General features: G+C 64.2%; 21 protein-coding genes and 1 tRNA gene. 9 read left to right on the top strand and 13 right to left on the bottom strand.

Annotated features, from left to right (window positions below; translation table 11 throughout):
• Positions 1-67: 67 nt before the first annotated feature.
• Positions 68-454: a cell cycle two-component system response regulator CpdR gene (cpdR, locus tag CEQ44_RS09145; RefSeq protein WP_088184463.1), complete on the top strand. Its 387-nt coding sequence runs from the start codon at positions 68-70 to the stop codon at positions 452-454.
• On the opposite strand, the gene CEQ44_RS09140 is transcribed toward cpdR, so the two are convergent.
• Positions 451-1,782 carry a dicarboxylate/amino acid:cation symporter gene (locus CEQ44_RS09140; RefSeq protein ID WP_088184462.1) on the bottom strand — a complete coding sequence of 444 codons (1,332 nt, stop codon included), beginning with the start codon at positions 1,780-1,782 and terminating at the stop codon, positions 451-453. The two genes, cpdR and CEQ44_RS09140, sit on opposite strands and share 4 nt — an antisense overlap.
• A 129-nt stretch (positions 1,783-1,911) precedes the next feature.
• Between CEQ44_RS09140 and CEQ44_RS09135 the strand changes: the two genes are divergently transcribed.
• A tRNA-Val gene (locus tag CEQ44_RS09135) sits at positions 1,912-1,986 on the top strand.
• A 66-nt stretch (positions 1,987-2,052) separates the two neighbouring features.
• Here the strand turns inward: CEQ44_RS09135 and CEQ44_RS24375 are convergent.
• A complete protein-coding gene (locus tag CEQ44_RS24375; protein ID WP_176400336.1) occupies positions 2,053-2,205 on the bottom strand; it encodes a hypothetical protein in 153 nt (50 codons plus the stop codon).
• A 106-nt stretch (positions 2,206-2,311) separates the two neighbouring features.
• Here CEQ44_RS24375 and CEQ44_RS09130 point away from each other — a divergent pair, with 106 nt between their 5' ends.
• The gene (locus CEQ44_RS09130; protein ID WP_088184461.1) at positions 2,312-2,938 is read left to right on the top strand and encodes a 5'-methylthioadenosine/S-adenosylhomocysteine nucleosidase; all 627 of its coding nucleotides are present in this window, start codon (positions 2,312-2,314) and stop codon (positions 2,936-2,938) included.
• A gap of 2 nt (positions 2,939-2,940) precedes the next feature.
• Here CEQ44_RS09130 and CEQ44_RS09125 read toward each other — a convergent pair whose 3' ends face one another.
• From CEQ44_RS09125 to petA, 5 genes are all read right to left on the bottom strand, one after another.
• Entirely contained in the window at positions 2,941-4,017 is a 1,077-nt protein-coding gene (locus CEQ44_RS09125) for an endonuclease/exonuclease/phosphatase family protein (RefSeq protein WP_088184460.1), read from the bottom strand.
• 36 nt (positions 4,018-4,053) lie between these two features.
• The gene (locus tag CEQ44_RS09120) at positions 4,054-4,590 is read right to left on the bottom strand and encodes an adenine phosphoribosyltransferase (RefSeq protein ID WP_088184459.1); all 537 of its coding nucleotides are present in this window, start codon (positions 4,588-4,590) and stop codon (positions 4,054-4,056) included.
• Between the two features lie 80 nt (positions 4,591-4,670).
• Positions 4,671-5,519, bottom strand: a complete 849-nt coding sequence (locus CEQ44_RS09115; RefSeq protein WP_088184458.1) for a cytochrome c1 — start codon at positions 5,517-5,519, stop codon at positions 4,671-4,673.
• A 15-nt stretch (positions 5,520-5,534) separates the two neighbouring features.
• Positions 5,535-6,827 carry a cytochrome b N-terminal domain-containing protein gene (locus CEQ44_RS09110; protein ID WP_088184457.1) on the bottom strand — a complete coding sequence of 431 codons (1,293 nt, stop codon included), beginning with the start codon at positions 6,825-6,827 and terminating at the stop codon, positions 5,535-5,537.
• Between the two features lie 11 nt (positions 6,828-6,838).
• Positions 6,839-7,405, bottom strand: a complete 567-nt coding sequence (gene petA / locus CEQ44_RS09105) for a ubiquinol-cytochrome c reductase iron-sulfur subunit (protein ID WP_088184456.1) — start codon at positions 7,403-7,405, stop codon at positions 6,839-6,841.
• Positions 7,406-7,602: 197 nt separating this feature from the next.
• Here petA and CEQ44_RS09100 point away from each other — a divergent pair, with 197 nt between their 5' ends.
• From CEQ44_RS09100 to CEQ44_RS09090, 3 genes are read left to right on the top strand one after another with little or no spacing between them, the layout of a single operon-like run.
• Positions 7,603-8,073 (top strand): tRNA (cytidine(34)-2'-O)-methyltransferase, encoded by a 471-nt coding sequence (locus tag CEQ44_RS09100; RefSeq protein ID WP_088184455.1) that lies wholly within the window; start codon positions 7,603-7,605, stop codon positions 8,071-8,073.
• A complete protein-coding gene (gene hemF / locus CEQ44_RS09095) occupies positions 8,070-8,960 on the top strand; it encodes an oxygen-dependent coproporphyrinogen oxidase (RefSeq protein ID WP_088184454.1) in 891 nt (296 codons plus the stop codon). Before CEQ44_RS09100 ends, hemF begins: the two co-directional genes overlap by 4 nt.
• Positions 8,961-8,964: 4 nt before the next feature.
• Positions 8,965-9,555 carry a GNAT family N-acetyltransferase gene (locus CEQ44_RS09090; protein ID WP_088184453.1) on the top strand — a complete coding sequence of 197 codons (591 nt, stop codon included), beginning with the start codon at positions 8,965-8,967 and terminating at the stop codon, positions 9,553-9,555.
• Positions 9,556-9,562: 7 nt separating this feature from the next.
• Here the strand turns inward: CEQ44_RS09090 and CEQ44_RS09085 are convergent, their stop codons facing one another.
• A complete protein-coding gene (locus CEQ44_RS09085; protein WP_088184452.1) occupies positions 9,563-10,378 on the bottom strand; it encodes a hypothetical protein in 816 nt (271 codons plus the stop codon).
• Positions 10,379-10,474: 96 nt separating this feature from the next.
• Between CEQ44_RS09085 and lipB the strand changes: the two genes are divergently transcribed.
• The 3 genes from lipB to CEQ44_RS09070 all read left to right on the top strand — a co-directional run bounded on the left by lipB (position 10,475) and on the right by CEQ44_RS09070 (position 12,316).
• The gene (lipB, locus tag CEQ44_RS09080; protein ID WP_088184451.1) at positions 10,475-11,191 is read left to right on the top strand and encodes a lipoyl(octanoyl) transferase LipB; all 717 of its coding nucleotides are present in this window, start codon (positions 10,475-10,477) and stop codon (positions 11,189-11,191) included.
• A 59-nt stretch (positions 11,192-11,250) separates the two neighbouring features.
• A complete protein-coding gene (locus CEQ44_RS09075) occupies positions 11,251-11,538 on the top strand; it encodes a hypothetical protein (protein WP_088184450.1) in 288 nt (95 codons plus the stop codon).
• An 85-nt stretch (positions 11,539-11,623) separates the two neighbouring features.
• Positions 11,624-12,316 (top strand): hypothetical protein, encoded by a 693-nt coding sequence (locus tag CEQ44_RS09070; protein ID WP_088184449.1) that lies wholly within the window; start codon positions 11,624-11,626, stop codon positions 12,314-12,316.
• A 462-nt stretch (positions 12,317-12,778) separates the two neighbouring features.
• On the opposite strand, the gene queE is transcribed toward CEQ44_RS09070, so the two are convergent.
• The 5 genes from queE to argF all read right to left on the bottom strand — a co-directional run bounded on the left by queE (position 12,779) and on the right by argF (position 16,740).
• Complete coding sequence (gene queE / locus CEQ44_RS09065) at positions 12,779-13,426, bottom strand: 7-carboxy-7-deazaguanine synthase (protein WP_088184448.1); 648 nt, start codon at positions 13,424-13,426, stop codon at positions 12,779-12,781.
• 13 nt (positions 13,427-13,439) lie between these two features.
• Positions 13,440-14,132 (bottom strand): 7-cyano-7-deazaguanine synthase QueC, encoded by a 693-nt coding sequence (gene queC / locus CEQ44_RS09060; protein WP_088184447.1) that lies wholly within the window; start codon positions 14,130-14,132, stop codon positions 13,440-13,442.
• Positions 14,133-14,191: 59 nt separating this feature from the next.
• A complete protein-coding gene (locus CEQ44_RS09055; protein ID WP_088184512.1) occupies positions 14,192-14,632 on the bottom strand; it encodes a hypothetical protein in 441 nt (146 codons plus the stop codon).
• 147 nt (positions 14,633-14,779) lie between these two features.
• A complete protein-coding gene (locus CEQ44_RS09050) occupies positions 14,780-15,712 on the bottom strand; it encodes an Hsp33 family molecular chaperone HslO (protein ID WP_088184446.1) in 933 nt (310 codons plus the stop codon).
• A 98-nt stretch (positions 15,713-15,810) separates the two neighbouring features.
• Positions 15,811-16,740, bottom strand: coding sequence for an ornithine carbamoyltransferase (argF, locus tag CEQ44_RS09045; protein WP_088184445.1), 930 nt, complete (start codon positions 16,738-16,740; stop codon positions 15,811-15,813).
• Positions 16,741-16,833: the final 93 nt, after the last annotated feature.

Here is a 16,833-nt window from a genome sequence, read left to right as displayed (position 1 = left end):
GCTTCGCGCCACCCCGTCGGGTGTGCGCCAAGGGCTGCGGAGCGGCCGGATGAGAGTGTTGGGGGCAATGGTTCGCATTTTATTGGCCGAAGATGACGAGAGCATGCGGACCTATCTGGCCCGCGCGCTGGAACGGTCGGGTTATGAGGTCGTGTCGGTGGAAAATGGCCGCGACGCGTTGCCTCATATCGAGTCGGACCGGTTTGACCTGCTTTTGACCGATATCGTGATGCCCGAAATGGACGGCATCGAACTGGCCCAACATGCCGCGTCCGTGGCGCCGGACATGCGCATCATGTTCATCACCGGCTTTGCCGCGGTCACGCTGAAGGCCGGCAAGGCGGTGCCGCAGGCCAAGGTGCTGTCCAAACCCTTCCACCTGCGCGACCTGGTGCTGGAAGTCGAACGGATGTTCGGCGCCGAAAGCGTGCCGGCATCCACCGACGGGCCTTAATCGGGAACCACTTCTTCCATGTCCGGCGTGGGATCGAGCGGTCGGCCGGCCATGGCGGCATTGAACCGTTCGCGGTCCAGCCCCTTTTCCCAGGCTGACACCACCACCGTCGCCACCGCATTGCCGATGAAATTGGTGAGCGCCCGCACTTCGCTCATGAAGCGGTCGACGCCCAGGATCAGCGTCATCCCCGCGACCGGCACCGACGGCACGATCGAGAGCGTCGCGGCCAGCGTGATGAAGCCCGCACCGGTGACGCCGGCCGCACCCTTGGACGAGATCATCGCGACCAGCAGCAGCAATATCTGCTGCTCCAGACTGATATCGACGTTGCACGCTTGGGCGATGAACAAGGCCGCGAGTGTCATGTAGATGTTGGTGCCGTCCAGGTTGAAGCTGTAGCCGGTCGGCACGACCAGGCCCACGACCGACTTGCGGCAACCGGCCCGCTCCATCTTCTCGATCAGGCTGGGCAGCGCGGCTTCGGACGAGGAGGTGCCCAGCACCAGCAGCAGTTCCGCCTTCAGATAGCGGATGAGGTGCAGGATGTTGAAGCCGGCGAACCAAGCCACTGTCCCCAGCACCACCAGCACGAACAGCAGCGCGGTCAGATAGAAGGTCGCCACCAGCCCGGCGAGATTGGCGAGCGTGCCGACCCCATATTCGCCGATGGTGAAGGCCATCGCCCCGAACGCGCCGATCGGTGCGGCCTTCATCAGCAGGGCGACCAGCTTGAACACAGCATGGCTGGCGGATTCGAGCACCGTCATCAGCGGCTGCGCCTTGTCGCCGATCATGGTGAGCGCAATGCCGAACAGGATCGCCACGAACAGCACCTGGAGAATGTTGCCGTCCGCCACCGCCGACACCATCGTCGATGGGATGATGTTCATCAAAAAGCCGGTCAGGCTGCTCTCATGCGCCTTATGCGCATAATCCGCGACCTTGCCTGCATCCAGGGTGGCCGGATCGATGTTGAGGCCCGCGCCTGGCTGCACCACATTCGCGACGATCAGGCCGACGATCAGCGCCAGCGTGGAAAAGGTCAGGAAATAGGCGAAGGCCTTGGCCGCCACCCGGCCGATCGCGCCCAGTTCCTTCATCCCCGCAATGCCGGTGACGATGGTCAGGAAAATGACCGGCGCGATGATCATCTTCACCAGCTTGATGAAAGCTTCGCCCAAGGGCTTGAGCTGCTTGCCCGCATCGGGCCAGAAATGCCCGATCAGGACGCCAAGCGCGATCGCGACCAGCACCTGGACGTAGAGCTGACGATAAAAGGGTAGCCGGGGCGCCGCCTGAATGGGCGAAGATGGCGATGGCAGCATATGTCTTGGCGTCCCCCTGTTTGCATCGCAGCATATGGGTCGTCCCTGCCCTGTCCAGAAGAATATCGGCGCGTTTCAATTTCCTGCTTGCGTGGTCGCCCTACCCCCGTTATTGGCCCCCTCCACGGCGGGCGTGTAGCTCAGTGGTAGAGCACTGTGTTGACATCGCAGGGGTCGCAAGTTCAATCCTTGCCACGCCCACCATGACAAAGCCCGTCGCTTCTGGTGAAGCGGCGGGCTTTCTCATTTCCATCCTTTTATCGATCCAGTTCAGCGGACGGCGGCACGTCCCTGGCGCGACGTGCGACAGACGGCGCCTTTGCCCGACAGGGCGCGCTCTACCTTCACCCAGGCCTCTATATCGGCGGCGGTAATCACGTCTTGATCGACAAATCGGACGGGGAAGTGAATGGGAGCGGACATGCGCATAGTCATCTCGTGAAGTGAACGGGGCCTCGACTATAGCCTGCCCGGCTGTCAGAGGGATGTCCCGAACATTACGGACAGGCAATAAGGGGCGGGACCGGCCATGACGACGGGGTGCGAAACCATAAGCGGGCGGCGCGTGCTGTTCGTGATGGCGGTCGAAGCGGAATATGGGCCGCATCTGCGCGCGCGATTGAGGCCGATGCTGACCGGCGTGGGACCGGTCGAAGCGGCGCTGGCCGCGGGGATGGCTTTGCAGGAACTTGGGCGACAAGGCACTTTGCCCGACCTTGTGGTGTGCCTGGGTTCGGCGGGATCGCGCCTTTGCCCGCTGGGCGACATATTCCAGGTGGCGAGCGTGTCGTGGCGCGACATGGATGCGTCGCGGCTGGGCTTTACCAAGGGGGTCACGCCGTTCATCGATCACCCCGTCGATCTGCCGCTGGCGACGCCGCTGCCCCTGCCGCTCGCCCGCCTGTCGACCGGCGCGAATATCGTCGGTGGCGAGGATTATGCCGCGATCGATGCCGATATGGTCGACATGGAGACGTTCGCGGTAGCGCGGGCCTGCGCGCGTTTCGACGTGCCGTTGATGGGCCTGCGCGGCATATCCGACGGACCGGGGGAGCTTGACCATATCGACAGCTGGACGGCATTGCTGGGCCTGCTGGACGAACGGCTTGCGGGAGCGGTCGATATGCTGCCCGCTGCGCTGGCGCGCGCCGCCTGACCTCAGCAGCCCTGCGCGGGCTGGTCCCGGGGCCAGGATAGTCGATAGGTGACCAGCAAGCCGTCATGGTCGGACAACTTGGGTCCGCTGTCGCCGCCGTCGAACATCGACTCGACCCGGATCGGGTGGATCGACACCCTATTGCCCGGCCAGAAAAACTGCAGATCCTGCGTGTCCATCCACGGTGCGTCGCCGTCCCAGGACAGGCGCACATCGCAGTCCGCCGCGGGGGCGGTGCAGACCCGATGGACCAGATCGAGCGATTGATAGCGCGAGAAATTCTCCCAACGCGATTCGGAATGGCGCATGTTGAAATCGCCACCGAAGATCAGCGGATAGGCATCGTCATGGCTGCGATCGATGAAGGCGGAGGCTTCTAGCGACTGGCGGTCGTGCGCGGCGAGATTGCGACGGGCCGGCGCGCGTGAAGCGCCACGGCTGTTCATGTGCGTGTCGAAGATGTCGATCGGCGTCGGCACGCCGGGGATGGCGATGCGCGCCAGCACGATCCCCTTATTGGCAAGGCAGTCTATCCCGGCGCAGGAGCGACGGCCATAGGCGTGCATATCGACCTGCACGATCGGATAGCGTGAGGCGATGGCCAGGCCGCTGCCCGCTATATGCAGGCCGATTTCGCCGCGCTTGATATGCGATTTTCCGGGCAGCGTTTTCTTCGTCACGTCGCGGGCGCGGGTGGTGCGGCGGGGACCAGTGACGATCGCGGGATAGCCGGTCGCGGCCACCGCTCTCTTCGCCGCGCCGCTGAACATTTCCTGAAACAGGACGATGTCGGGCGCCTCTCCTGTTGCGCGCAGGCGTGCCAAGCGGTCGCCGATGGCGCGCAGCGACGGTGCGCGGCCAGAGCGAGCAGGCCAGCTTAGCCCTTCGATATTATAAGTGAGCACGGACAGGGTAGTGGTCGCCATCCGCCCGTCAGGCGCGGCGGTGATGATCGGCGCACCGGTTCCACAGTCCGCGGATCGCAGCGGCAAAGGCGCCGCGCAGCCCGACGCCGTGACCGCAAGCGCCAGCTTGGCGAAACGCTTGGCCGCTATCCACCTGTTCGCCGTCACTGCCATATGCCTTCAACCCTGCTTCATGACCGCAGGATCACATCATTCGCCGTCGAAGGCGATGATCGCCTGCGCCGCAACGCCGTCCGCCGCCAGCGCGGCCATGCCGCCCAGATCGGGCAGATCGATGGCGAACAATGCCATCAGCACGCTCGCGCCCTGTTCGCGCAGCAGTTGCGCGGCGGCCAGCGCCGTGCCGCCGGTGGCGATCAGGTCATCGACCAGCAGCACCCGCGTCCCGGCCGGCACCTGTCCTTCATGTATCTCCAGCCGATCGGTGCCATATTCCAGGCAATAGTCGATGCCCACGGTCCTGCCGGGCAGCTTGCCCGCCTTGCGCACCGGCACGAAACCCTTGCCCAGCGCCAGCGCGAGGGCCGCGCCCAGGATGAAGCCGCGCGCCTCGATCCCCACGATCAGGTCCGGGTCCAGCGGCCGGGCGACCGCGGCCATGCGATCGACCAGGTCGCGCAAGCCATCGCCGTCGGCCAGCAGAGTGGTGATGTCGCGAAACATTATGCCCGGCTTGGGAAAATCGGGGATAGTGCGGACCAGCGCGGTCAGGCTGTCGGTGCTCATGCCGGCTCCCATAAAGAAAGGGCGCGGCTCCCACAAGGAACCGCGCCCCGATCTGTAACCCCGTCCGTGACGGATTTAGGTCAGGCCGCCTTCTTCTTGTCCGCCCAGATATTCTGGTATGACATATAGGCCAGGCCCGTGGCGATCAGCAGGAAGAGGATGGTCGCCAGGCCCGCACGGCGGCGATTTTCCAGCTTCGGTTCGGCTGTCCAGGTCAGGAAGGCCGCGACGTCCTGCGCCATCTGGTCCACGGTCGGCTTGGTGCCGTCGCCATAGGTTACCTGGCCTTCGGCGGTCAGCGGCGGTGCCATCGCCAGATTGAGGTTGGCGAAATAGGGATTGTAGTGCAGCCCTTCCGGCGTCTTTGCGTCCGGGAATTCCTTCAGCAATTTGGCCGGCTGCGCCTGATAGCCCGTGATGAGCGAATAGACATAGGCGCTGCCGTGATGGCGAGCCTTGGTCATCAGCGACAAGTCTGGCGGGATCGCATTGTTGTTCGCCGCCGCCGCCGCGACATTGTTCGCGAAGGGCTTGGGGAAGTGATCGGCCGGCACAGGCTCGCGCGTGGAGGCTTCGCCCGTGGCCGGATCGACCGACGGGGTCTTGATCGCCCATTGCTTGGCGATCGCCTTCACTTCGGCTTCGTTATAGCCCAGCGCTTCGAGATCGCGGAACGCCACGAACTTAAGGCTGTGGCAGGCCGAACAGACTTCCTTGAACACCTGGAAGCCGCGCTGCAGCTGCGCCTGGTCGAATTTGCCCAAGGGTCCGTCGAACGAGAAGGACACATGTTTGGGCGCCAGGTGGAACTCATGCTCCACGGTCGGCACCGGCGGCTCGGAGACATAAGCCACCGCGCCGATCAGGAAGGAAATGAACAGCCAGCCAGCAAAGAAAAGGCCGACGAGGAATGCGCCAATGCGAACCATGGTCTTATCTACCCCTTATTCAGCCGGGACCGCGACGGTTGCGCCGTCGGTCTTGCCATATTTCGCCAGCACGGCCTCGGTGATCGAGCCGGGCAGCGGCAGCGGCTTTTCAAAGCGCGAGATCAGCGGAAGGATGATGAGGAAGTGGGCGAAATAATAGGCCGCCGCGACCTGGCTCATCATGACATAGGGTTCTTCTGCCGGCGCGCCGCCCAACCAGCCCAGGATCAGCACGTCGATCACCAATATCCAGAAGAACTTGTTGAAGGTCGGCCGATATTTGCCCGACCGCACCGGCGAGGTGTCGAGCCAGGGCAGGAAGAAGAGCAGCAGGATCGACGCGAACATCGCCAACACGCCCAGCAGCTTCGCCGGAATGAAGAAGAAGTCCACGGTGAACGCGCGCAGGATGGCGTAGAAGGGCCAGAAATACCATTCCGGCACGATGTGCGCGGGTGTCGAGAGCGGGTTCGCCTCGATATAGTTGTCCGGGTGGCCCAAGAAGTTGGGCGCGAAGAACAGCAGGATCGAGAAGGCGATCAGGAAGATGCCCGCGCCAAAGCCGTCCTTGGCGGTGTAATAGGGGTGGAAGGGCACCGTATCCTGAGGCCCCTTCACTTCCACGCCAGTCGGGTTGTTGGAACCCGGAATATGCAGCGCCCAGATGTGCAGGATGATGACACCGGCAATCACGAAGGGCAGCAGGAAGTGCAGCGAGAAGAAGCGATTGAGCGAGGCGTTGCCGGGGGCAAAACCACCCAGCAGCCAGGTCTGGATCGGTTCGCCCACGACCGGGATCGCGCCGAACAGGCCAGTGATGACCTTCGCGCCCCAATAGCTCATCTGACCCCAGGGCAGCACATAGCCCATGAACGCCGTCGCCATCATCAACAGGAAGATGACGAGGCCGAGCAGCCACACCATTTCGCGCGGCGCCTTGTAGGAGCCGAAGTAGAGGCCGCGGAAGATGTGGAGATAGACCACAATGAAGAAGAAGCTGGCGCCGTTGGCATGGGCGTAGCGCATCAGCCAGCCCGCGTTGACGTCGCGCATCGTCTGTTCGACGGTGCCGAAGGCGACCAGGTCATTGGCGCCATAATGCATCGCCATGATGACGCCGGTCACGATCTGGATCACCAGCGCAAGGCCGGCCAATACGCCGAAGTTCCAGAAATAATTGAGGTTGCGCGGCACTGGATAGCCCGCACCGATCGCGTTGTAGACGAGGCGCGGCAACGGCAGCTTCTCGTCCATCCACTGCATCACGGGATGCTTGGGGGTGTAATGCTCAGCCCAGGGAAAGCTCATGGTTTCTTACCTCAGCCTACGAGAATGGCGGTGTCGGAAGTGAAGCTGAACTTCGGCACTTCCAGGTTCTTGGGCGCGGGGCCTTTACGGATGCGCGCGGCGGTGTCGTAAGACGACCCGTGGCAGGGGCAGAAATAGCCGCCATATTCGCCGCGATTCTCGCCCTCGCCCGCACCCAGCGGAACGCAGCCCAGATGGGTGCAGACACCCATCGTCACCAGCCATTGCGTCTTGCCGTCGACGGTGCGCTCGGCCAGCGTCTGCGGATCGCGCAGCGTGGAGGCGTCCACCTTGTCGGCTTCGGCGATTTCCTTGGGCGTCAGGTGACGCACGAACAGCGGCTGGGCGCGGAAGGTGGTCTTGATCGCCTGTCCCGGCTGGATCGCGGACAGATCCACCTCCGTCGACGCCAGCGCCAGCACGTCCGCGCTGGGGTTCATCTGGTCGATGAGCGGCAGGACGACGGCGACTGCCCCGACCCCCGCAAAGCTGACCGCGGCGATGTTGATGAAATCGCGGCGGCGCACGCCATCTTCGCCCGATGGACCCGTGCCGTCTATATGTTCAACGCTCGCCATGCACCTCTACCCTTGCAATAACGTCCCTGACCCCGCCGCAATGCCGTGACCGGCTCTGTTTATCAAGGGATTTAGGGGGCCGTGCAAGTACGGTCCCCGCCTACCCCCCGGCGTGGTTTGGGCGCCTGATAACCGGACTGCGCGCCCTTTGCCAACAGCAAAGTCGCGCACCCTATGACAATTTGCCGCAGTGCATTATGGCGCGGGCCATGCGTATCGCCCTTTACCAACCAGAGATCGCAGGCAATGTCGGTGCGATCCTGCGCCTGGCCGCCTGTTTCGCCGTTCCCGTGGACATTATCATGCCGACCGGATTCGCCTTTTCCGACACCCGCCTTAAGCGCGCGGCGATGGATTATGGGGAAGCCGCGGACGTCACCAGGCACGCCAATTTCGCGGCCTTCGACGCGGTGCGCCGGGCGGAAGGCCGCCGATTGCTGCTGATGAGCGCCCATGCGTCACAGCAATTGCCCGACGTCCAGTTCCACCCAGACGACGTGCTGATGATGGGATCGGAAAGTGCTGGCGTGCCTGATGACGTTCGCGACCTGGCCGATATTCGTGTCCGCATCCCGATGGCGCCGGGCTTTCGATCCTTGAACATCGCCGTTTCCACGGGCATCGCCGTCGCCGAAGCCCTTCGCCAGACCGGAAAGTTTCCCCAATGACCGCCAGCAACCCGATTCCCGCCGTGCCCTTCGCCCTCGACGTCCGGCAACAGGTGGCGCGCGACTGGTTCGAATCGCTACGCGACCGGATCTGCGCCGAATTTGAGGCGATCGAGCGCGAAGCGGGCAGCGACGCGCGGTTCGACTATACCGCCTGGGATCGCGAGGCCGAGGGCCAGGCGCCGGGCGAAGGTGGCGGCGGCGTGCGCGGCGTCATGAAGGGGAAGATATTCGAGAAGGTCGGCGTCAACATATCGACCGTGGGCGGCGAATTTGCGCCCGGCTTCGCCCAAACCATTCATGGCGCGGCCGACAATCCCGCCTTCTTCGCCACCGGCATCAGCCTGGTCGCGCATATGGCCAACCCGCATGTTCCCGCCGTCCATATGAACACGCGCTATCTGGTCACGACCAAAAGCTGGTTCGGCGGCGGCGCGGACCTCAATCCGCCGCTGCCCCGTGCGGAAGATACGGAGCATTTCCATGGCGTGCTGAAGGCCGCCTGCGATGCCCATGACCCGGACTATCATGCGCGCTTCAAGGCATGGGCCGACGAATATTTCTTCATCCCCCATCGCGGCGTGCATCGCGGCGTGGGCGGGATATTCTACGATCATCTGGAATGTGCGGACGATGCTGCGTTCGACGCCCATTTCGCCTTCACCCGCGCGGTCGGCGACGCCTTTCTCGACGCCTTTCCGCCTATCGTAAGGCGGCGCATGGAAGATGCCTGGAGCGAGGCGGACTATCGCACCATGCTGGAATGGCGCGGGCGTTATGCCGAATTCAACCTGGTGCATGATCGCGGCACGCTGTTCGGGCTGAAGACCGGCGGCAATATCGACGCGATCCTGATGAGCCTGCCGCCGATGGCAAGCTGGAGCTGACCCCATGGCGCTGACGCCGGTCGAACCGGGCATGGTGGCGACGATCGTCACCCATCTGGAGATGCGCGACCGGCCACGGCCCGCGCCGGTCCCGGTCGCCCCGCTGCGGCTGGCGCGATGGAGGACGCCTGACTTGGACGCCTATCGCGCACTGTTCCGGCGGGTCGGCGCGCCTTGGCTCTGGTTTTCGCGGCTGGTGATGGCCGATTCGACGCTGGCGGCGATTCTGCATGACCCGGCCGTGGAGGTCTATGCCGTCACCGATCCGCGCGGCGGCGCGATCGGCCTGCTGGAACTGGATTTCCGCGCCGCGTCGAATTGCGAACTCAGCTTCTTCGGGCTGGTCCCGGAACTTACCGGCCAGGGGATGGGCCGCTGGCTGATGGCACAGGCCAAATCGCTAGCCTGGCGCAAGGGGGTGGCGCGATTCTGGGTCCACACCTGCACGCTCGACAGCCCGGCAGCGCTCCCCTTCTATATCCGGTCCGGCTTCGTGCCTTATGGGCGGGAGATAGAGACCTTCGCCGATCCGCGGCTGGCCGGCATATTGCCGCGCGACACAGCGCCGCATGTGCCTTTGCTGGAGGTGCCATAAGCGGCCTTCAGCGAAACACGTCCGCTACATCCTGCGGCTGCGCCTGACGATAGAGCCGCGCCAGCATCACCAGCATATAGACCTGCACGATGCTCGACACCGCCGCCCCGGCGATTCCGCCGGCCAGCCGTGCGCCTTCCGCCCCGGCGATCAGGCCGCCAAGCAGGCCGATAATGAGCTGCGCCGCCGATCCGGCAATGGTGGACAGCAGCATCACGATCATCAGAAAGCCGAACAAGCGCCAAAAATAACCGCGTGTCAGCGTCCAGGCCCGTCGCAGCGAATCCATCACCCCCGCCCGGCCGTCGATGACTACGGGGTTGAGCAGCACCAGCCGGATGCTGGCGAAGAAGACAAGGCCGACCGCGACAAAGCCCAACAGCAGCCCGATCGCTGCAGCCAGTTGCTTGGACGCAAGGGAGAGGACCACGCCGACCAACGCAGCGGCGACGAGGACCGCCGCCACCGCGCCCACCACCACCAGCGCCGTGCCGATCAGCACCGGCAGGCGCGCGAAGCTGAGGCGCAACGCTTCCCCCACGCTGATGCCGGGGCGCAGCGCCAGAGCGAACAGCGCCAGCGATCCGAACCAGATAAGGATGATGGTCAGCAGCATGGCAAGGCCGAAGCCAGCGGGCATGGCGGGAATCGTGTCCGCCTTCGGCGCGGCGAACCAGGCCTGGAGTTCGGGCGGCGTCATTTCCTGCAGGATAAGACCAGGCAGCGCCCCGAACAGCAGCGCCACCGGGAACAGCAGGGTCGCCTCGCGCGAGACGAAGGCGACCGCTTCCTCCCACGCCTTGCCGATCGACATTGTCGCCATATCTATGCTGCCTGCCCTGTAACGATGAAATGCATCATGCTGAAAATCCGGCGCGAGACTTGATCGCTCGGCCCGGCCAAGTCAAGGAAGCGCCCCATGCCTGACCTTCCACCCGATAACGCTGCGCCCCCGCCATTTCCCGACCAGATCGAATGGCGAATCGCCGCCGCGCCGGTCGATTATCCCACCGCGCTGGCCGATATGGAAGCGCGCGCCGCCGCCATCCATGATGGGCAGGCGCGCGAGCGGGTCTGGCTGCTGGAACATCCGCCGCTCTACACCGCCGGGACCAGCGCCGATCCGGCCGAACTCCTCTCGCCCCGCTTTCCGGTCTATAATGCGGGGCGGGGCGGCCGCTACACCTATCATGGGCCTGGGCAGCGGATCGGCTATCTCAACATCGACCTTGGCAAACGCGGTAAGGACATTCGCAATTTCGTCCATCATCTGGAAGGCTGGATGATCGCGGCGCTGGGCGACCTGGGCATCGCGGCGCGGCGGGCGGAGGGGCGGATCGGCATCTGGACCGACGATCCCAATGGCCGGGAGGCAAAGATCGGCGCGCTGGGCATTCGGGTGCGGCGCTGGGTGACGCTTCACGGCTTTTCCATCAATGTCGATCCCGACCTGTCCCATTTCGGGGGCATCATACCCTGCGGCATCAGCGAATTTCCGGTGACCAGCATCGCCGCCTTGGGCGGCAATGCCTCCATGGCCGCGCTGGACCAGGCGCTGCGCGATCATTTCCCGCTTTTTCTCAGTCGCTTGGCCCGTTGCGGCACGGGGGTTGAGCAATGCGAAGCGGGCGGCTAGGTTCGCGCCTTCTTTCGCCGGGCGAGGCAACGCCTGAACCCTTTTCCCAGGAGACCCGGATGCACCGGACGACCAAGACCGCCTTTACCGCCGCGCTGCTGACAGGTTACATCGCGCTTGCTGCGTGCGGCGACAAGGAACAGGGCGGCAACAAGGTGCAGATGAAGGATATGGAGGTGGTGGACGGCACCGCGACCGACGCCATGACCGACCTGGACGGCGTGCAGAGCGAAGGCACCGCCATCGCCCTGCCCAGCGGCAATGCCGCCGACAACAGCAGCGCGCCGGCCAAGGCCGCTCCTGAACAAGCGCCGGCCGAAGATGCCGAGGTCCTGTCCGACCAGTAAGCTGACGCCATCGTTCAGGGCGGGTATCATAAATGCATAATATCAAGGCGCTGGTTATCAGGCGCTTTCCGAGAGGCAGATTTCAATGACATTGCGTTCCCCGTTGCGCCGCGTGCTGGCCGGCTTCACCCTGGCGATCGCGCCGATGATCGCGCAACCGGCATCGGCCCAGTTTTTCTGGTCGCCGCCCGACATGAGCGCCCCGCCACTGACCGACGCCGCCGCCGCGACCGCGATGGGCCTGCCGGGGGCCACCGCGGCGGAGATCAAGGCCGGGCTGGCTTGGAATCTGCGCGCTGCGTTGAATGTCGCGGCGCTGCAATGCCAGTTCGAACCGACGCTGCTGGCGATCAGCAATTATAATGCGATGATCGCCCATCATGATGCTGAACTGGACACGGCGCAGGCGGTGCTGCTGGCCTATTTCCAGCGCACCGTGGGCAAGGGCAAACCGGGCCAGTCGGCATCGGACATGTATAATACCCGCATCTATTCGGGCTACTCAACGGTGCAGGCGCAGAAGGGCTTCTGCCAGGCCACGGCCGAAGTCGGGCGGCAGGCGATCTTCGCCGAGCGCGGAACGCTGCATGAAGTGGGTCGCGTGGGATTGGGCTCCATCAAGAAATCGCTGGTGGCGGCGGGAGAGCAATTCTACGGCACGCCCGGCTATGACTATGTGGTCGCGCTGCCGTCCTTCGCCCCCACATGCTGGAAGAAGGGCGTGCTGCTGCCGGTCTGTCATCAGGCATGGAACGATCGGACGGGCGTAAAGCCCTGATGGCGGTTCCGGCCGCTTGATGCGATATGTTCCTGCGCAGGCGGGAAGCCCGTCCTGACGCGCATTTGGCGGCGCGCCGGACGGGTGAAGCGTCGGTTGAGACAGCGAGTGCGACAGTTGTAGCGATATGAACGATTCATGAGCCGATGGAAGCGATCGGCCCATTCATGATTTCTACGCATCAATAGATGGTATCGGAGCGCGCGCCTGCATAGGCTGAACCCCGTTCCGCGCTCCGCACCAGGCTCCCGACTGCGCAGGAGCACGCCGCCGGTTTTCTATTTGTACCAAAGCGCGAGGATACTGACTCATCGGAAAAATCATGGCGTTCCCGGCGAAGGCCGAGGAAAAACAAGCTATAGGTTCCGGTCAATACAACTTGTTATTTGGCGCTGCGTTCACCTTGGGTGGCTTTTACTGGCGCGCAATTCCATCTCGCGGACATCACTCTAAAAAACGCTGCTACCGCAAACCCAGATATTTATGGGCCTGCACCGTCAGTCGCCATTGCGGCCGGTCCATGACCAGCGCGATCGCGGCGCGGGCATTGTCGGCGGCATGGGGATCGTCCAGCGGCTGGAGCAGATGATGGTCGAACGCCCATCCCTCCATCGTGGCGACATCGGCCAGGCTATGCCCCCCACCGGGCTGCGGCCACACCAGCTTTAGTTCATGACCGGACCGCTGCACCACGTCACTGCCGGCTTTGGGACTGATGCAGATCCAGTCGATGCCGGGATGGGCGGCGATGGTGCCGTTGCTTTCGATCGCGATGGTGAAACCGCGCGCATGGAGCGCTTCGACCAGCGCATCGTCGACCTGCAACATCGGTTCGCCACCGGTCAACACGATATAGCGGCCCTCGACGCCTTCGCCCCAAAAGGCCAGCGCCGCATCGGCCAGCGCGTCGGCATCGGCGAACTTGCCGCCGCCCAGCCCATCGGTGCCGACGAAATCAGTATCGCAAAACTTGCAGACGGCATCGCGTCGGTCCTGTTCACGCCCGCTCCACAGATTGCACCCGGCAAAGCGCAGGAACACCGCGCGCCGGCCGGCCTGCACGCCTTCGCCCTGAAGGGTCAGGAACATTTCCTTGACCGCATAACTCATCGCCGACCGCCTTTCAGGGCCGCGTGGCGTAAATGGTGGGATCAGGCAGGCCGGCCTCCTGATAGCCCTTGGACCGCAGACGACAGCTGTCGCACAGGCCGCAATGCTTGCCGTCGGGCGTGGGATCATAGCAGGACCAGCTGATGCCCGCGTCCAGACCCAGCCGGTCTGCTTCGCGGGCAATGTCCGCCTTGGTCATATATTGCAGCGGCGTCTGGATGCGGATCGGATGGCCCTCCACCCCCGCCTTTGTCGCCAGCGTCGCCATCTTCTGGAAGGCGTCGATAAACTCCGGGCGGCAGTCGGGATAGCCCGAATAATCGAGCGCGTTTACGCCAATGAAGATGTCGCTTGCGCCGGCGACTTCGGCCAGGCCCAGGGTCAGCGACAGGAAGATGGTGTTGCGCGCGGGGACATAGGTGACGGGAATCTCGTCACCCACGCCGCTTTTGGGCACGGCGATGTCGGCGGTCAGGGCCGATCCGCCGAACGCGGTCAGGTCCAGCGGCAAGACGATGTGGCGGATCGCGTTGAGCGCTTCGGCGACGCGGGCCGCGGCGCGCAGTTCGACCCGATGCCGCTGATTATAGTCGATCGACAAAGCGAGGATGCGATAGCCCTGTTCGCGCGCGAGCCCGCCCGCGACCATCGAATCGAGACCGCCCGACAGCAGCACGACGGCGAATTTTCCATTATTGGCAACCATGATCCCGCGCTACCGCCCGAAACGTCGCAGCGCAAGCGCAGCACGATCAGGCGGCGCGATCAGGAACAGGCGCCGACACGCCGCCCCTCAGTGTCGAAGGCGAAGGGCGCGCCCTGCGCAATCCCCTGCGACCGTATCTGGACCAGCTTATTGGTTTCCACCCGCAGGTCGGTGCGGCCATTGCCGGCCGCAGCGCAATCATAGGTGACGGAAACGGCGTCGGCGCTGTCACTGATGGTGAAGCTGCGACAAAGCGCCTTGCCATGTTGGACCTGGAGCAGCTGGCGCAGGTCACTGACGCACAGCTTGCGCACCTCCGCCCCTTCGCCCCGACCGCGCAATTCCCATTGCCCGGTTTCCAGCGCGCGCAAAGCCTGGGGCTTGACCGCGGGCGCCGGAGGGACGGTCGCCGCGTCAGCCCCGGAACCGCCCCCCGCAGCGGTAATAGCCGCCATCATCATTGCAACCGCACCGAGCGCGTGCCGTCCCGCCCTCTTCATGATCCCGCTCATCCCGTATGTCGCTGCAAGGCCGCGGCGGCCCATGGCCGCCCACGCTTATCCATGCCGTCCAATTGCGGCATTTTGATAGCGTAAGCAGCCGCGCCTGCCCCAATTACAAATATCGTTAGCGAAACGATTGCCGGTTCAATGGGCGACGAAACTGTCAAGCGCGAGCGGGAACAGGCGCGAGCAGAAAGCGCAATCCACGCCGATAACGCCCTGATCGTCCGCCATATCGATGCGTTCGCTGACCGGAAAGCGGCCGATAACGTCGCGAATATGGTTGATGTCGCAGCGGCAGCCCTTGGCGAGCGGCGTCGGATCGGTCGCCCGCACTTCGTCTTCCTCATGGAACAAGCGCCACACGATGTCGCTCAGCGGCAGCGCCTCGTCGGTCAGTTCGTCCGGCTTCAACGTCTGGGCCAGCGCCTGCACATGCTCCCATTCCGGGTGGTCATGACGCACATGCAGCCGCTCGCGCCCCACCTCGCCTTCCGGCAGATGCTGGAGCAGCATGCCGGCCGCGACGCAGCCTGCGCCCTTGTCATGCCGGGTGGTGATCTGGATCACGCTGGGGATTTGTTCGGACTGAAAGAAATAATGTTCAGCGGCCTGCGCCAGCGACTGGCCCTCCAGCGGGACGATGCCTTGATAGCGCTCGCCACTCACCGCCTGGTCGAAAGTGATCGCCAGATAACCCTTGCCGAACAGCCCGAACAGGGTCGGATCGGCGCCCTGCTCGGCCAGACGATCGGGATCGAACTTGGCATAGCCGCGCACGTCGCCATCCTTGTAGTCGGCGACCAGCAGGCTGACGACGCCATTTTCGGTCTGCGCCTGCAAGGTCAGCTGGCCATTCGCCTGTTTGAGCGTGCTGCCCAGCAGCGCGGCGAGCACCAACGCGGACGCGAGCAGTCGCTCGATCGCGGGCGGATAGGCATGGGCGGCGAGCACCTGGTCGAGTACCGGCCCCAGCCGCACGAGTCGGCCGCGCGCGTGGCGCGCTGGGATGGTGAAGCCAATGGCTTGGTCGAGATGGGCGGCAGACGTCAATATACAGCTCCGGTCGTCCGGCATTGCAAAGACCGAACAGGATGGCGGCATCCGATGATGCGGGTGGGAACACGAACAGGCGGCCTAGATAGGCGGCCTAGATAGGAAGCCCGCCCGGAAACTCAACCGAGACGCCCCAGCGCCCAGAGCAACACGGACTTCTGGGCGTGGATGCGATTTTCCGCCTCGTCCCAGATCAGCGACTGCGGGCCGTCGATCACCTGCGCAACCACTTCCTCGCCACGATGGGCGGGCAGGCAGTGGAGGAATTTCGCGTCCGCTTTGGCCTTGGCCATCAGATCAGGCGTGACCTGATAGGGCATCATCGCCGCAAGCTTCTCCTGCGCATGAGACTGGCCCATGGAGATCCAGGTGTCGGTGACGACCACGTCCGCGCCTGCCACCGCCACGGCCGCATCGCGCGTCAGGGTGATGGTCGAACCGGCGGCGCGCGCCGCATCCGCAAAGGCCGGGTCGGGATCATAGCCGTCGGGGATGCCCATGCGCACGTCGAACTTGAGCAGGCCCGCCGCCTCCACGATCGAATGGAGGACATTGTTGCCGTCGCCCAGCCAGGCCCATTGGCTGCCGGGCAGCGCCAGCCCATGTTCGACCACGGTCAGCAGGTCGGCGACGATCTGGCAGGGATGCGACAGGTCAGTGAGGCCGTTGATGACCGGGACGGTGGCGTAATGCGCCATCTCCTCGATCTTGGCATGGTCGTCGGTGCGGATCATGATCGCGTCGACCATGCGGCTGAGGACGCGCGCCGTGTCGGCGATCGTCTCGCCCCGGCCGATCTGGCTGGTCGCGCCCTCCAGGATCAGGGATGTGCCGCCCAGCTGGCGGATCGCCATGTCGAAACTGACGCGGGTGCGGGTGCTGTTCTTTTCAAAGATCATCGCCAATGTGTGACCGGCGAGCGGCGCGTCGGCGTCCGCCGCGCCCTTGGGCTTGCCCGCCCGTGCGGCCTTGCGGTCGATGGCGTCGGCGATCATGGCGGCGATGGCGTCGCCGCCCGCATCGGAAAGATTCAGGAAATGCTTGGTCATTGGAAGTTTTCCCCGCTTCCAACCGCCGTTCGTCCTGAGCAGCCATTGAGCGAAGTCGAAATGGCGTATCGAAGAATGCTTCGATACGGGTCT

The organism is Sphingobium sp. Z007 (genome assembly GCF_900013425.1).
GTDB lineage: Bacteria > Pseudomonadota > Alphaproteobacteria > Sphingomonadales > Sphingomonadaceae > Sphingobium.
The sequence above is the reverse complement of the archived record's forward strand: the minus strand, read 5'-3'. Positions and strand labels throughout refer to the sequence as shown.